At 50.2% G+C, this 15809-nt stretch carries 15 protein-coding genes; 1 reads left to right on the top strand and 14 read right to left on the bottom strand.

Annotation, left to right across the window (positions count from 1 at the left end; all coding sequences use genetic code 11):
• Positions 1-93: 93 nt before the first annotated feature.
• The 11 genes from csrA to D3P07_RS20745 form a co-directional block, all read right to left on the bottom strand.
• Positions 94-333: a carbon storage regulator CsrA gene (gene csrA / locus D3P07_RS20795; RefSeq protein ID WP_119802179.1), complete on the bottom strand. Its 240-nt coding sequence runs from the start codon at positions 331-333 to the stop codon at positions 94-96.
• 1 nt (position 334) lies between these two features.
• Entirely contained in the window at positions 335-781 is a 447-nt protein-coding gene (fliW, locus tag D3P07_RS20790; protein ID WP_119802178.1) for a flagellar assembly protein FliW, read from the bottom strand.
• A gap of 108 nt (positions 782-889) precedes the next feature.
• Positions 890-1459 carry a DUF6470 family protein gene (locus tag D3P07_RS20785; RefSeq protein WP_119802177.1) on the bottom strand — a complete coding sequence of 190 codons (570 nt, stop codon included), beginning with the start codon at positions 1457-1459 and terminating at the stop codon, positions 890-892.
• A 4-nt stretch (positions 1460-1463) separates the two neighbouring features.
• Positions 1464-2381, bottom strand: coding sequence for a flagellar hook-associated protein FlgL (gene flgL, locus D3P07_RS20780; protein ID WP_182914435.1), 918 nt, complete (start codon positions 2379-2381; stop codon positions 1464-1466).
• 26 nt (positions 2382-2407) lie between these two features.
• Positions 2408-3943 carry a flagellar hook-associated protein FlgK gene (gene flgK / locus D3P07_RS20775; RefSeq protein WP_119802176.1) on the bottom strand — a complete coding sequence of 512 codons (1536 nt, stop codon included), beginning with the start codon at positions 3941-3943 and terminating at the stop codon, positions 2408-2410.
• Positions 3944-3955: 12 nt separating this feature from the next.
• A complete protein-coding gene (locus D3P07_RS20770; protein ID WP_119802175.1) occupies positions 3956-4453 on the bottom strand; it encodes a flagellar protein FlgN in 498 nt (165 codons plus the stop codon).
• Between the two features lie 18 nt (positions 4454-4471).
• Entirely contained in the window at positions 4472-4768 is a 297-nt protein-coding gene (flgM, locus tag D3P07_RS20765) for a flagellar biosynthesis anti-sigma factor FlgM (RefSeq protein WP_259391628.1), read from the bottom strand.
• A 79-nt stretch (positions 4769-4847) separates the two neighbouring features.
• On the bottom strand, positions 4848-5264 hold the full coding sequence (locus tag D3P07_RS20760) for a TIGR03826 family flagellar region protein (protein ID WP_119802173.1): 417 nt from the start codon (positions 5262-5264) through the stop codon (positions 4848-4850).
• A gap of 125 nt (positions 5265-5389) precedes the next feature.
• A complete protein-coding gene (locus D3P07_RS20755; RefSeq protein WP_119802172.1) occupies positions 5390-6334 on the bottom strand; it encodes a ComF family protein in 945 nt (314 codons plus the stop codon).
• Positions 6331-8514 carry an ATP-dependent helicase ComFA gene (locus D3P07_RS20750; RefSeq protein ID WP_259391621.1) on the bottom strand — a complete coding sequence of 728 codons (2184 nt, stop codon included), beginning with the start codon at positions 8512-8514 and terminating at the stop codon, positions 6331-6333. Before D3P07_RS20750 ends, D3P07_RS20755 begins: the two co-directional genes overlap by 4 nt.
• Before the next feature lie 115 nt (positions 8515-8629).
• Entirely contained in the window at positions 8630-9094 is a 465-nt protein-coding gene (locus tag D3P07_RS20745) for a hypothetical protein (protein ID WP_119802171.1), read from the bottom strand.
• Positions 9095-9416: 322 nt separating this feature from the next.
• Here D3P07_RS20745 and D3P07_RS20740 point away from each other — a divergent pair, with 322 nt between their 5' ends.
• On the top strand, positions 9417-10880 hold the full coding sequence (locus D3P07_RS20740) for an LPXTG cell wall anchor domain-containing protein (protein WP_119802170.1): 1464 nt from the start codon (positions 9417-9419) through the stop codon (positions 10878-10880).
• A gap of 126 nt (positions 10881-11006) precedes the next feature.
• Here D3P07_RS20740 and D3P07_RS20735 read toward each other — a convergent pair whose 3' ends face one another.
• The 3 genes from D3P07_RS20735 to D3P07_RS20725 form a co-directional block, all read right to left on the bottom strand.
• On the bottom strand, positions 11007-11735 hold the full coding sequence (locus D3P07_RS20735; protein WP_119802169.1) for a response regulator: 729 nt from the start codon (positions 11733-11735) through the stop codon (positions 11007-11009).
• Positions 11716-12903: a sensor histidine kinase gene (locus D3P07_RS20730; RefSeq protein ID WP_119802168.1), complete on the bottom strand. Its 1188-nt coding sequence runs from the start codon at positions 12901-12903 to the stop codon at positions 11716-11718. Before D3P07_RS20730 ends, D3P07_RS20735 begins: the two co-directional genes overlap by 20 nt.
• Positions 12904-12976: 73 nt before the next feature.
• A complete protein-coding gene (locus tag D3P07_RS20725; protein ID WP_119802167.1) occupies positions 12977-15682 on the bottom strand; it encodes a stalk domain-containing protein in 2706 nt (901 codons plus the stop codon).
• Between the last annotated feature and the right edge of the window lie 127 nt (positions 15683-15809).

Raw genomic sequence — 15809 nt, 5'->3', positions numbered from 1 at the left:
GAGTATATAGTCCCACATCCATGTGGTGAGCTGAACCAGGTCGGCCGCCCTTATCAGCTCTATCTTATATATCGGATAAACATTTCCAATCTTTTATAGCTGTTTTTTGATTTCATTAAATTGTTTCAATAGGTCTTCTTTACTTATTGACGTGGCTTTTGCATCTCGATTCGTATCCTCTACTGATGCATACAATTCTTTGCGTAAAATGCCGATATCCTTGGGAGCCTTGATCCCTACCTTTACTATATCGTTTGTAACATCTAGAATCGTAACCTCTATATCTCCATCTATGATTAGTGATTCGCCAACTTTTCTACTCAATACCAGCATCCTATTGCCCCCCTTTTTTCATGACAAGCTCACCAAATAGAGGCTGATGTATGGCGTATTGGCCATCTGCCAAGATATATTGCATGGCTAGTCTTTCTCTTGTGTTAAGCACGATTGGAGCACCTAAATTAATGGTTGCTGAGCTTAGCTCATCTCTGACATTAACAATGTTGACGATCTTGACATCGGTCTCGTCTGCAAGCTTCAGTTCTTCCTGAATGTTGGCAGACAGCGTAAACTCGTACTGCCTAAAAAAGTCAAAGGGAGACGCAACAATAAATGACATCGCTTCCGTTGTAGTGGACTGCAAATACATAAAGGGACTTTCTTCAACCGTAATGAGCAAATAGGACTTCTCATCTTTGAAGCCCGGTATCCCATTCTCAAAATAATAGAGGTCATCCTCTGAATAGTTGATTACTCCGAATCTAGTTGTCTGCAGTTCCATATTCAGTCACTCTCCTATGTACTCATATTATCTATTATTGTAACCCTAGCATGCTTGCAATAAAACAAAAAGCTATAGCATCGCAATCGATTCTATAGCTTCTTGTTCCTATCGGAAAATATCAATTTGAGGCGGCGTGATACGGACCGCCGGATACTGTGTCATTTGGTACTGGACACCGCCGCGTTGGAAATCAACTTGAGGCTTGTTCGGTATCGTCTCAATATCGACCTTGCCAGGCGTATAATTGATCCGTGGCGGCGAGACATGCGCTTCAAACGAAATATTCGCTACTGAAGCCTCTCCATAGATTTGAACCTTTGGAGGCTGCCGCAACATATTCTGAATCGCAATTTCCCCAATCGGATTTTCTTCCAGCGTCAGGTCCCCTATTTGATTATAAGTGCTGACCGTATTTTCAATTGCATGTTGGACAAATTGGCCGAATTGATCGTATATCCGGTTCATGAAGCTTATCGGCTTGCCCCCCGTTAGGGCATCCCATGTCTTCGTCATGTCCACGATGACGACTGGCGGCTCCGATTCTACTTCAAGAACCCCAGGAGTCGACTGTACATTCATCGTCGCACTCTTCTGCCGAATATCGAACTTCCCTTGTGTGGAAGTGATATCAAGCCGCGCCGGTATTTGCTCAATTTGAATCTGCGGGAATCTCATCGGACTACCTTAAGAAATCGACCAGAGATTTGCTGATCACTTTGGCTCCAACAGATAGCGAAGCTTGGTAGATATTTTCGTTAATCTTCGTATCGATTAACAGCTTCTCGTAGTCGGCATCTTCAACACGGGATTTCATATCCGTCAAGTTAATCCCCAAATCGGACAAGCGATTCTGAATAAGCTCGACACGGTTGACCCGTGCACCAATCTCTGACCTTACGTTCAACATCCGGTCAATGCTAGTGTCAAGATTAGCAATTTCGGCCGATACATCTCCATGCTCTCCCGCATCCAATGACGTTATAATACGTTCCAGTACAGAAAAAACATTATTACCTGTACCAGCAGGATCCGCATCGCCAAATACTTGACTTGTCGAGAAATTAATGTCGAGTTGCATATTTACGCCAACGGCATATTGGATTTTTCCAGTATCACCCGCTACGGCATTGGCAACCATTGCCGGATCCGAGGTATCGTATGGAGGTTTATCGAATTGCTCACCATTAAAGACATATTTACCGTTAATTTTACTGTTCGCAATATCTACAAGCTGCTTCTTCAGCTGCTCAACCTCACTCTTGATGTTGCCAAGCGCCAGATCCGGGTTGGTCCCGTTCGAACCTTGTGTTACAAGATCCTTAATTCTAAGCAGCACATCGCCAGCTTGTCCAACAACCGTATCGTTGAAGTCCAACCATGACAAAGCGGAATCGACATTTTTCTGATACTGATCATTTGCCGACAATTCGGTACGGTATCTAAGCGAATAGGTGATGCCTACAGGATCGTCAGACGCTTTATTAATCTTGCGTCCCGTCGTTGCTTGCATCTGGAGCTGCTCCATTTGCGTTAGATTGCGGTTCAAGTTCCGGGTCAATTGCAAATGCATCATACTTTGCGTTACGCGCAATGACATATCAATCTACCTCCCTATTCTATGTTTTACCGACCTACCATGCCCGTTCCATTAATAAGCTTCTCCAGCATTTGATCGAACGTTGTCATGAATCGAGCCGATGCGCTGTAGGCGTATTGATACTTGATCAAATCAGCCATTTCTTCATCGAGGGATACACCGCTTACCGATAGACGGTTTCCTTGAATTTGATCCAATTGCGTTTGTGTATTCTTATATAAGCGGCTGGCTTCTTGGCTCTGTACACCAAGTGCACCAACAACCGCACCATAGAAATCAGCGACCGTAGCCTGCGTAATGCCGCCACCCTGAGCCGTTTCATCAAATCCAAACTTCACATTCTTGAGCTCAGACATCAGAAGCGCCAGACCGTTGTTGCCTCTCACAACGGATGTTACGCCTCCGCCGTCTGTCGTCGTGCGGAGTGAGGTTGCGATTTTGTTCGCATCAGACGCTATGGAAGGGTTCAGTTGAATGCTTGAGGCTGTAATACCTGTCGCACCTGCCTTGAATGTGAAGAAATCCTCACCCGCCGTTGCAGGATCTGCCAGCGTATAGCCTAGCTTATGCAGTCCATTGATACCTTTAACCGTTACCACTTCCGGCGCTGTCGTAGGCGTAGTTGTTCCCGGCTTCACCCAGCCTGCTGGAATGGTTACCTCAAACTCGCCATTCGCCATCGTGTCAGCCAGTGTATCCAGCTGCTGTTGGAATCCGGCTACGAAAGTATCGCGCGATACAATCATGCCGTGAATTTCTCCGCCGATAAGCGAGCCGGTCGCATAAGCGGTTTCTACATCTGCAGCTGTCAGCGGGGTAATAGCTGCACCATCTAGCAGATTCACGTTACCGAGAGCGATATTGTAGCCTTGATCGGTCTCCGTTACGCTGATGTTGGCAATTCGGGAGAGCTTATCCGTCATTAAATCGCGCTGGTCGCGGAGATCGTTGGCGTCATCGCCAATCAATTCGATTCTTCGAATCTCTGTGTTCAAAGAAGAGATCGTCTGCAGCAACGAATTCGCTTCCGTTACTTTGACATCAATATTGGAGCTCAGATCAGCATTCAAACCCGACAATTGACGGCTGAGTTCATTAAACGTTTCGACTAAAGCCATGGCGTTCTCTTGCAAGATCTCGCGGCCCGTCACGTTCTCCGGGTCCTTGCTAAGATCCGACCAGGAATTCCAGAACTTCTCAAGAACGGCACGAATGCCCGTATCGGAAGGCTCGTTCACATAACCTTCCAGTTTATTAAGCGTATCCGTCTGGATAGACAGGCTGCCTACTCCATAGTTCTGATCCCGGTACTGCGTATCCAGGAACGCATTCCGAATACGGGTAATGGATGTAAATTCAACGCCTGTTCCTAATTGCCCTGGAGCGTTGGAGCGGTTCATGCCAAAGGCTTCGATTGGACGGGCGTTAACCATGTTTACCACTTGTCTCGAGTAGCCCTCCGTATTGGCATTCGATATATTGTGACCGACCGTATTGATCGCCGCTTGTTGTGTGAAAATGCTGCGCTTCGCCGTCTCCAGCGAGTGGAACGTAGACCTCATGCTCTCATCTCCCTATGCCTTTGAGTCGAACCATGTATTCCGTTTATTAGCCCCCATCTGATTCATGGGATGCTGGTACACGACATCTTCATTAGGGTCCTCAACCATTAATCCGATTGAAAAATTAATGAAGTCAAGTGACTGCTGAATGAGCTGCTGATTCGATTCATTCACCTGCTTCAGCCGCCTAAGAATGTCCGTCAATTCCTCGTATTGCCTTGTAAGCTGCTGCTTCTCCTCGGGATTATTGACCGACTTGATCAGATCGGACAGTACGCCGGAGCGCATCCGGAAGCCGATGTCCTTAAAGTATCTCGCGGTTGTCAATAACCGGGTCGTCTCGAGTTCATCCGCTTGGGCAGTTAGCAGCTTTTCCTTTTGGGTAACCACGTTCAATTGAACAATTTCATTCTTCATAATCAGATCCGTCTTGCTCTCTTCACATTCCAACAGCCGTCCGTACAAGTTTAATTGCTGCTCCAAAATTTCCGTTATTTTCGAGATCGACATTCGGTTTGTCCCCCGCCCTTATTCTGGCCGATTGGAATTGAGATAAGGCAGAAGCTTCTCCGCAATCTTGCCCGCCTCCACATGATAAGTGCCGGAAGCGACAGATTGCTTAAGCTCGTTAATGCGTTCAGCGCGTTCTGCATGGCTGAGCTTGCTCGTCGAGAGCATCTCTTTGGCCGCAGCCGAGATTTGGACTTCATCCTTCTGGCGTGCCTTCTTGGCCGCATCCATCCGGAACTCCGATTGCTTCTGATATGGGTTCGTGCCGCCGATTCGGTTCGTTTCGTTTATTTTCAAATTCTCCACCTCATTAATGTACAGGAACTAAAAAAGCCGATGACCTTATACAAGTGTTATCGGCTCTAGTCAAGCATTATTTAATAGTATCGTTGATTTATCTATCCTTATACTGATTAAGACCGCGGTAAGCCACATCCGTTGGCTTCAGCTTGTCTGACTCCGTATTCTTACCTTCGTTCTGCGTCATACGGCGCGCATCCTTCACCAGCCTCGACCGGCAGCTATCACATAGATGATTCTCGCGGATCAATGTGCCGCAGGACTCACAAGGATAAGACATGTTCGGTGCATTGACCATCGAGATCCGGCCCTCGCGAATAAATTTGGTTATTTGCTTGATCGACACACCCGTCTGATCGGACAGCTCGCTAATGATTGCACCTTTATGTTCTCTTAAGTAGTCGGCGCAAAGCTGGTATTCCTTGTCAATATCGCGTATGCACACCGGACACACATCTCTGAAATTTTTGGCAAACAGCTTTCCACAACGAGGACAATTATCCAAATTCATCGCTCAGGCCCTCCTCATCTTCTCTTCTGCATTTCTATCTATATTAACGGATTTCGGTACGCTTTTCATTAATTTTATAGTTACATAAAAGAGAGATTCATTATTTTGTCATAAAAGATCGCCGATTACGATCTCGCCCACGTTAGCGTATACAGATGAACCGGTCGAGAAGCATGACGAAATAGCGCCGAGGCACAGGCCTCGGCTGTACTGCCCGTTGTATAGATATCGTCTATGAGTAGGATTCTTTGGCTCTTTGGATTCGAAGTAGACGGACTCCTGGAAAGCTTCCTCAACTGAGCTTCATTGCCTATAAAAAGAGTCTGAGAATCACGCTGTCTCTCCACTTTCGTCTTGAAGCTCATCTTCTCCGTGTGACGGTCGCGTATCAGCAAATCATAGATCGGAATTTCGAACTTGTCCGATAAGTAGCGCGCCATCTGCTGCGCCTGATTAAAACCCCGCTCCTCCGCCCGCTCCCCGCTGATCGGCACATACGTAATCGCATCCCAGCATCGGGAAACCGCTGCATCAGGGTTCCACATCCTCTGTGCCCATCGCTTTAGACGCTCAACCCCCTTGTCCGTTTCTCTGTGATGTCCAGCCTGCCTCTTAGGTTGGTCTCGAGCCGCTGTCTCTTCCGTAAGCCGAATGAAGCCCGGCACCAGCATCTCTGCAAGTAAGGGAGCAAGACGCTCATGACCGCGATACTTATACATGGCGAGCCATTCGCGCATGACCGGACTATAGCCAACCGCACTGCGATTACATATAAAATGGCGTTCCGTCCGCCGAAGGCAATCCTCGCAGCTCACTCCTCTGCCGCATATCAAACATTCAATTCGGTCCAGCCAAGGTATCGAAGCAAAGCAACTTATGCACAACGACTGCCTAAGGAGGCGGTATGAGGCCATGCCCCGCTCGGGATAGGGGCTGCCTTGCTGCGGCAACACGGCTTTCCCGCATACGATACAGCCAGTTGTGTCTGGAGACAGCCACTCCATTGATTGGTCTCCCGCAGATCGGAGAATCGATTTGAGATGACCCATTCGTCGCCCCAACCTGCTCATACGCGCGCCCTCCTTCCGGTGTATATAGGCAGCAGGTACCCTCTTTCCTTCGCCATTTTGTTCATGGAGCGGATATGACGAACGGCTTGTAGCTGGGATTGATTACGCTCCGGCCCGAAGAAGTAGACCTTGCCGCCAGGATCATCTGCAGACCTCCCGGCCCTTCCCGCCATCTGTACAAGTGAAGCTTCGTCGAAGAGCTTTCCGTCCGCATCCAAAATATAAACGTCGCTCTTCGGAATCGTTACCCCTCGCTCCAGAATCGTCGTGGTAACAAGAAGGCGGATCTCCCCCTTGCGGAAGCTCATCACTTTGGCAGCCCGATTAGGATCTTGCGAGGAGGTGGCATCGACAAGAAGGCATTGCAGCTTGCGGCGCAGCAGAGCTGCCAGAGGCTCCGCTTGCGCAATTCGCTGAACAAACACAAAGATTTGCGCGCCTCTGCCAAGTGAGCTGTGAAGGGCCTTCGCTAATGCATTAGGAAGCCTGCCTTCCTCCAGCATGCCTTTTACTGCCGGTGCACTCATGAGGCTAGGTACAGGCAGAGGATGGCGATGATAGCGCACTGGAACGCGTGCATGCGCCAGCTTGCCATTCCGGGCTGCCCGCTGAAGATCACGAGGCGGAGTAGCGGATAAAAGCAAACGTGGCGCACCCGGTAAGCAGCTTTTGTCCGCCGCATACTTAAGCATGGGATCACCGTGATACGGAAAAGCATCAAGCTCATCGAGAATGACAAGGTCGAAAGCTTCCTGAAAGCGAAACAACTGATGGGTAGTCGATAACGTAATCTCCCCCCTCTCCCATCTCTGCTCGCTTCCGCCATACAACGTCACCACTTGCGCATCGGGGAACGCGCGCCTGATGCGCGGATCTAACTCCAAGACAACATCCCGTCTTGGAGAAGCGATCAGCGCCCTGCCTCCCCGGCTTATTACAGAGTCTACTAACGGGAAGATCATTTCCGTTTTCCCGGCCCCCGTAACCGCCCATAACAAAAAGTTGCGTATATCCGTTCGCTCCTCTGCAGGAGGCATGCCCCAGGATAAGAGACGCACCGGCCATTCGCGCAACAAGGGATGCTTGAAGCGTCTCCGCCACTCTGCGGCTTTTTGACGCCAAGATTCTTCTCCCGATGACTGATCGAAAATCGATCGATGCTGTACATTTGATCGAGCTTGAAGTCTGAGACTGCTTCCCCGATTGTACAGGGGCTGCGATTCGACAAAACGCAAAGCTTCCGCTGCCGCCGCATGCTGGGCAGGACTCAGCCCCCATTTCTCCAGCCGCTCCTTCACTGGCAGCTCCCGAACCATAGAGGCCTCCATTGTCCGGCCCGTTCTCTCAGACGCTTCATATCTTCCCAGCACCAGCAGCTCGCATTCCCGACTCCTTCCCATCGTCAGACATGCCTCGCAATATGCACAAACCCTGCCGCACGCCGCACAGCTTGTGCGGCGCAACTGCTCCTCACCGCTGCCGCAGCGCAGGCAGCGGCTCCGCCCCCGGGCGTCCGCCCGCCCACCAGCGGCGGCGACCGCTCCGCTAAGGCGCACGCGCCCGAGCAAAGCTGCCAGCTGCACCGCTTCGCTCCAGCTGACCCCTGCCACGGTCACGCTGGCGCCCTCAAGCAAGGCGCGCGCTTCGCTGGCGAGCAGCGCGCGTCCCTGCAGCAGCCCAGCAGCTATTCTCGCTGATGCTGCTACCTTCTCCATGCCTCTCTCCGCCATGCTGTCATTCGGCTTGCTCTTGCCTACTCGCGGCCAATACTCCGCCCGCTCCTGCAACCCCATCTGATCCGGCGAGTCCGTAGCCTGCTCGCCGCTGCTCCGCAACAGAATACCCTCCATCCTTCGCTCCGCCGAATGATAGGCCTCATACATGCGGTCAATCCTACGGGCCAAATGAGCCAGAGCCTCCTTCGAAGCGGTACGACTACCCGTTAATTCATTGTCCGAGGGTTTATTCCGCCCTCCCTGCTCACCCACCCGATAAATCCAGTCCTCAGCGATCTGGCATGCCCAGCCTAATGGCAACGGCTCCCTCCAAAACCACCCGGCGACTGCCCGATCCTTACAGCCACCCCCATCGAACCAGTACCAGTAATCCACATTCGGCTCCAGCGTTATTTTCGCCTCCCATCCGGTGCCGGTATGTACGATATATACCCACGCCTTCATGCCCTTCATCCTCCAATCGCTGATTGAAATCAACAAAAAAAGCACACCCGATCACGCCCGTAAGGCGTCTCAAGTGTGCTTCACTCTTCATACATTTCTATAATGGAATTATAAGTCAAAACGGCATCTTCGACAAGTCGCTCGGGTTTTGCAAATCAACAAGCACCGCGTGATCCGACTCTGACACAATCCCTTCTGCTTGCAGCATCCACAAGAGATGCACCGCAGTGCCTCCGGCAGACTGCGAACGCTTACCACTTTCGTGATTTTCTTGTTCATGCGCCTCTTCTGCAACCGAATGAATATGCACCTGTTTACCATTTCTCTTCCAGCGTTCTACAATGGCCATGGTCTCTTCTGATGCACCGGCATCCACAACCGTGAGACGGATATCCCTTCCTAGCCAGCGGGAGAACGCATGCAGCATTCGCAAATACCATTCCATATTTTTCCCGGCCTGGCCCGCAATCAGAACATAATGCTTTTCTGACCGGGACCGCCTCTGTCCAATCCAAAAAGCCAGATGCACGAACAACGCCGCAACAGCATAACAACCAATGATGAGAAGGATAAGCTCCACTGTCGGCACCCCCTAATCGTCTTGCCATGCAAAACCATCTCGTCAGCATACCCTTGCCACACTATATGCCGCTAGCCGCCCATCGGTTACGGCATCGAGGGACAAGTGATGCACAATGTGCAAGAGCGCACAAATTTCGACAAAAATATAAGGCTTCTCACCAAAAATACACCCTTGCCGAATTACCATAATATGCTATCATTTTTGTACACGTACATTCATATTGTTGATATGATGGCTACAAAATGAAGGGGGAGTGGAAAAACCCTTATAGCGCCCGAGAAGGGCCCCATAATAATTCAGGTAAAAGGAGAGTGAACTGATGAAGAAAATGAAGAGGCATCTATCTATCGCTTTAACCTTGCTGATGATTTCCTCCTTAACACTCGGCTCCATTGTATTTGCAGAAGGACAGGCGAATAAGCAAGAAGCCTCTGTAGAAAGCTTAAATGCGGAAGTATCGCAGGTAGATGCATTAGAAGACGAGGCCACTGCTGTATGTACCAGCTACTCCAAGCATTTTGGGTCGATTGATCAGCAGGATTCGGGCGTTCCATTCATTGCAATAAATGGAGACGGCACCGCAACGGCAACGTTTAAGACGAATCAAGACTGTGTAGAGGTTACCTTCTCCGTGTATACGTATGAAGGATCGCCTACGCCTTATGAAAATCAAAAACATTATTTCAGCAACAGTATCCAGTTGAATAAAGCCGGTAATTATTCGCTTATCATTTCATTGCCTCAATGCGGTTTAAGCCAGCTTGATCTCTATGCCGGACCCACTCAGTTCACCTTGAACCCTGAGTACGGTCATGACCACTTGACGTTGAGGTATCATTTATTAAACAAAGCAGGAAGCTGTCCAGAGCCAACTCCGACGCCTACGGAGACACCGACCCCGACACCTACGAGCACACCGACTCCAACGCCGACAGAGACACCAACACCAACACCTACAGAGACACCGACTCCGACACCTACGGAGACACCGACACCAACACCTACGGAGACACCAACACCAACACCTACAGAGACACCGACTCCGACACCAACGCCAACACCAACGCCAACACCGACACCAACACCGACACCAACACCGACACCAACGCCAACACCAACACCGACACCAACGCCAACACCGACACCAACACCAACACCAACACCAACACCGACACCAACACCAACACCAACGCCGACACCGACACCAACGCCGACACCAACGCCGACACCAACACCGACACCAACGCCAACACCAACACCAACACCAACACCGACACCGACACCAACGCCGACACCAACGCCGACACCAACGCCGACACCAACACCAACACCGACTCCGACACCTACGAGCACGCCGACTTGGACGCCTACGAGCACGCCGACTTGGACGCCTACGAGCACGCCGACTTGGACGCCTACGAGCACGCCGACTTGGACGCCTACGAGCACGCCTACTGCAACACCGCCATCGGAGACGCCGTCTGCCACACCAAGCGAAACACCTGCGCCTACGCCTACGCCTGTTGAATCAACCGCCCCTACACCAACGCCAACTGTCATAACGGTTGAGGAAGAGGAGGTGCCGATTGGCGGAGGTACGGATGAGGGAGAGGAAATCATCGATCAAGCAACCGATGAGAACAATCCAGAGGAATCCGTGCCAATCGACAAGCTGCCCAAAACAGGTGAAAACAGTCCTGTTCCGTATTATTTGTTAGGTTCATTTATTCTCGTAACCGGCATAGCCACTCTGCGGAAGAGACGACGTCATGACGAATCCTGACAATGTTTGAGAGCAATCCAGTAAGCTCATCTCTATAAGCAACAACGAACAAAGCCCTTGGAGCAAGCGATGCTTGCCTCAAGGGCTTTGTTGCCATTGAATAAATGGAATAATAGCTATTTATCGTTAAAGCGTAACCCAGCCAAACTTAATGGAATTAATAACAGCTTGCGTGCGATCGTCGACTTCCATCTTCTGCAGAATGCTGCTGACATGGTTTTTAACCGTCTTCTCGCTAATAAACAGAAATTCGCCAATCATCTTGTTGCTCTTGCCCTCCGCCATCAGTCGGAGCACTTCCGCCTCACGGCGCGTTAGCGGGCTCTCTTCTGTTGCAATATATTTTACGCCTGGCTCCTTTGCGGCTGCCGCACCAGAAGCAACCCCCATCTCATCCAGGTATGTCATGCGGCGTAGCTGATTAATCAGCTTGCCCGTCACCTTGGGGTGAATATAGGAATGTCCGTGGTGTACGGAGCGGATCGCATTAATGAGCGACTCAGCCTCCATATCCTTCAGCAGGTACCCTGTCGCACCTTTGCGAAGCGTCTCAAAAACATAGCTTTCATCATCGTGAATCGATAGAATAATAACCTTAACGTCCGGGAACATCCCCTTCAGACGCTCTGTGGTGACAACCCCCGTCTCGATCGGCATGTTGATGTCCATGAGTACGATTTCTGGAATGGTGTGATTGCAGAATTCCAATACCTGTATGCCATCACCGCACTCGCCGATTACTTCTATATCGTTTTCCATATTAAGAATGCGCTTTAATCCTTCACGAAAAAGCTGATGGTCATCAGCCAATAGAATTTTAATCTTAGTGGAACTGCTAGCCGATATCTGGTTCATTACTCTCATTCTCCTTTCTATGTTCGGAAGTTGTTGGAATGTCTATTACAATCTTCGTTCCCTGCCCAGGTTTTGAGTCTATAACCATCCTTCCCTCGATCAATTCCACGCGCTCCCTCATGCCAACCAGGCCAAAATGGGAATTGCGGCTGGTAGGCTGATCGTCCAAGCCTACCAGAAAGCCATTCCCGTTATCCTGAATCGTCAATGTAATAAGCTGCGGGCTGTAATAGATATCCAGAGTCACATGGGAAGCGTTCGCATGTTTCAAAATATTGGAGAACGCTTCCTGTACCATCCGGTAGATGGCTGCCTCCATTGCAGAAGGCAGCCGAATTTCCTTCCCCGTCAGCTCGAATACGGTATGAACCCTGGACTTCTCCTCGAAGTCCTGGGCGAATTTACGCAGCGTAGGCACCAGACCAAGATCGTCTAGCGCCATTGGACGAAGGTTAAATATGATTTTTCTGATTTCCTCAAGTCCGGAACGCACCTGGCTCTTGAGATCCACCAGCTCATCTTGCACCAGCTCGAACTGTTGCTTGATAAGCATGCGCTCCGCAATCTCGGTACGCAGGACAATGTTCGCAAGCGACTGCGCTGGGCCGTCATGAATCTCCCTCGCAATGCGCTTTCGCTCCTCCTCCTGCGCCAATATAATTTTCAATCCCAGTAGCTGCCTGGTCTTGGCTGATTCAATAATGCGTGTAACCTGATTCAGATCCCCCGACAAATATTCCAGCACCACATTGATCTGGGAACCGATCATCTCCGCGCGCTCAATCGATTTCTCAACATTGCGCACCCGCTTCTGAAGGTCATCCCTGCGAGACTTCAAGTAATTTTCTTTCTCGCGATACACCATGAGATCCAATTGGATCTGAGTGGCCTTCTCGTAAGCGGACTTAATATCCTCTTCCTTATACCGTACGAAGTCTCGGCTGACTTCCGTCAGACGCATACGCGCACGCCGGTACTCCTGCTCCAATTGGTCTACCTTATCGATCGTCCGGACTGTCTCCTGAAGCACTTGTTCGAGCTCAGACTCTAGTGCTTCCAGCTCCGTTCGTGCCGATTCACATATTTCATAGATTTGATATTTGCTATCCTCCATGACTTGAATGGCATTCGAGATTACTCTGTTAATATCGACCGTAAGGTGATCCACTGCGGCTAGGCACTCCCCATCGAAAAAGGATATTCCTCTTTATCATACCACACTTTAGCCATACTCCGTCTAGCTATTCTATGGTAACTTTTTTGGCTTTCTCATCGTAGCCCACTTTGAAGCCCAGCTTTTCCGAGAACAACCGAACCGGAATTAGCGTTCTGCCATTACGCGTAAATGGCGCTACATCTGACGTGTTCCGTACGCCGTTCAGCATATAATCCTTCTGACCGATTGTCATCTCAATCATTTGACTTCCCCGCAGTACCGTTACCTTCCGGGTCTTCTCGTCGTAGAGCACCTCGGCACCCATCGCTTCCGAGACAAACCGCAGCGGCACGTAAGTTGAGCCTTGCTGAATCAGCGGCGCCGCCTCCAGCTTAATCCCCTTGCCGTTGACAGATGCTTGCGTGTTGCCAATATTCATAACGATTGACGCTCTTGCCGGCTCCTTCACATCTGCAGCTGTACGAAGAATAATATTATCAATCGCAATAGCTCCGGAAGGCGCCTTCTTGTCGCTGTTCTGATCAATCGTCACCACGTAAATGCGCTTCAGCTTGGCCGGGAATGCAATACCCGCGCTTCCCACGTCGATTTTGACGTTTTTCCAGCCATCCCAATTCAGTTCCTTCGCCACGTCCAGCAGATGGGTCTTGCCGCTTGCGTCAACCACTTCGGCCCTTACCCAGTTCTTGCTGTTATCGCTGTAAACGTCCATCGTCATCGAGGTTGGCGAGCCGGCAAGCGTTACACCATTGGTGCCGAATACCGCATAGGAGGCTCTTGTACCCGTTCCTGCCGAGAAGTCATAAGAAATCTGCAGACCGCGGCTTGTTTGATCCGGCAGGTCGCTAATGAGCTTCACGCCGCCCTTTGTCGCATCCGCAGGCGTCACCTGAGATGTGATGGCATAGCGGGAAACCTCGAAATCCTCGACGACAACCGCTTCTTCTCCTTTAACGAACGGAATCATCGCCCCGTACCCATCGTAGCTTCCGACTGCATAACCCGTCGTCGTTTTTTCATCTACGCTGTTAACAGTAATGGAACCGTTCTGATAAGTACCCTCGAAGCCAACAAATTCCCACTTCAAGGAATCGCCTGTCAGGTTGTACGTTTTGCCGTTTTTCAGCTTCACTGTAATCGGAACGCTCACCGAACTGCCAGGCGTCAGCATGCCGGCCGAAGTGTTGATTTTCATTGAGGCGATCTGATCCTGGCCAATGACCTCGACTTCGTACTTCGCTTCCAAATTACCCGATTTGGCTGTAAATGTGGTTTTGCCTATTTTGCTTGCCGTAAATGCGTTTTGTTCAAACTTGCCTACCGCAGCCGATGAAGTCCAAGTCAGCGTCGTCGGATCTACTGTAATTGGATTGTAGTATGTATCATAGGCACTTACCGCATATTTGGCTGTTTGGCCGAGCAACATAATGTTGGAGCCGTAGACGGACATGCCTCTGACCGTCCCTTGCGGAGCAGTTGTGAAGACGCCAATCCCGTTCGATACGGAGCGCTGTGAGCTCTCCTGCGTCGGATGAGCCAGCTGCAGATTCGTTGTACCCAGGGGACGCTCGGTCATCGTAGTCGAGCCGCCTCCATCCATATTAACGCCTTTGTGCACGCCTAGCTGCACCATAATCTGCTGGAGCTCTCTCAAGCTTAGTCCGGTATTGCTGCCGGATCTTTCGCTTGTAATCATGTACACCTTCGTTCCATCCTTCGAATAGCCGATCCCTGTACGGGATGTAAAGGATGAACCGCTTACACCTTGAATATCTCTGGAAAATGCAGACGCGGCCCCATTGTCGACAAGAAGCGTATGTCCGCCCACCAGCATTTGCAGAGTCGAAGTATCGACAGGCTGCTTAGTCGTCTGCGAGACAAGAGTATAATCCGATGCCACGGCCTGCCCCACCTGTACATTCGCTTTGATGAAAGCAGCAGCTTTGCCATGCCCGCGCAAAATATACCCGTCCGCCGGAACAGCTCCCGGAATCGGTTCATTATCGCTTATTTGCTCGACGATGCCATTACGAACCAGAACCTCGGTCGGTTTAGTTGCAGAATTTCTCGGTCTCTCCGCTCCGCCCCAAGCGCTTGTGTAGATGAACAGGTTGTCTACATGACTATAAGTCACGCCCGCAATCTCCGGTGTATAAGTCGATTGGTTGAGGCCTTCAATCGCGAACGTCTGGCCGTTCTCCGCAGTTACCGTTCCGCTGAAGGTAAACGCATCAATCATCGGCTTGCGGTCTGTCGTCATGGCAAACGCGTACATGCCATTCAGTTTCGATGGGCTGACCATCAACGTCCCGCTTGTGATTTGCGCTCCGAGCGGCGCTCCTTCATTCGCCATTACGAACACATCGCCGTTAATCCCTGCGACTGCTCCGCTTTCTTTTGTCATGTTCAAAATATTGTTTCGCTGTCCGACATTATTATTCCTGCCGCTCATGGCATTTAATGTTACATGCGGATTCGTCAGATCCACTTCAATGACATGCACATCGGTTTTGACAGCCTTATTGCTTCTGGTTGTATGCCAGACATAATCCATTCGCTTAGCACCCGCTGTAATGATCTGTGACTGCTTAAGCTTCAAAACAGGCGCTGCGGTTGCAGCTTCCGCCTGCGATAAGATAAAGGATGCTCCATTACCCGGAAGCAAGCCGGCTATAGGTTGCGCTAATAATACTCCGCTAACTGCAATAATGACGACTCTTCTACTCACTCTGCTCTTCTGCCGACCAAAGCTGTCTGATCGCTTGCTCATAATTCTAGCAACTCTCCCATCTCTATGTAACTACTTAGTATAGACTACAAGAATGGGATAAAAGTTCCGTCCATAAAAGACTGCTATCACTATTTCCCAAGCGATAGATATTAGCTATATACCTGCA

This window comes from Paenibacillus sp. 1011MAR3C5, from assembly GCF_003591485.1.
GTDB lineage: Bacteria > Bacillota > Bacilli > Paenibacillales > Paenibacillaceae > Pristimantibacillus.
This window is presented reverse-complemented; position numbering and strand designations above follow the sequence as displayed.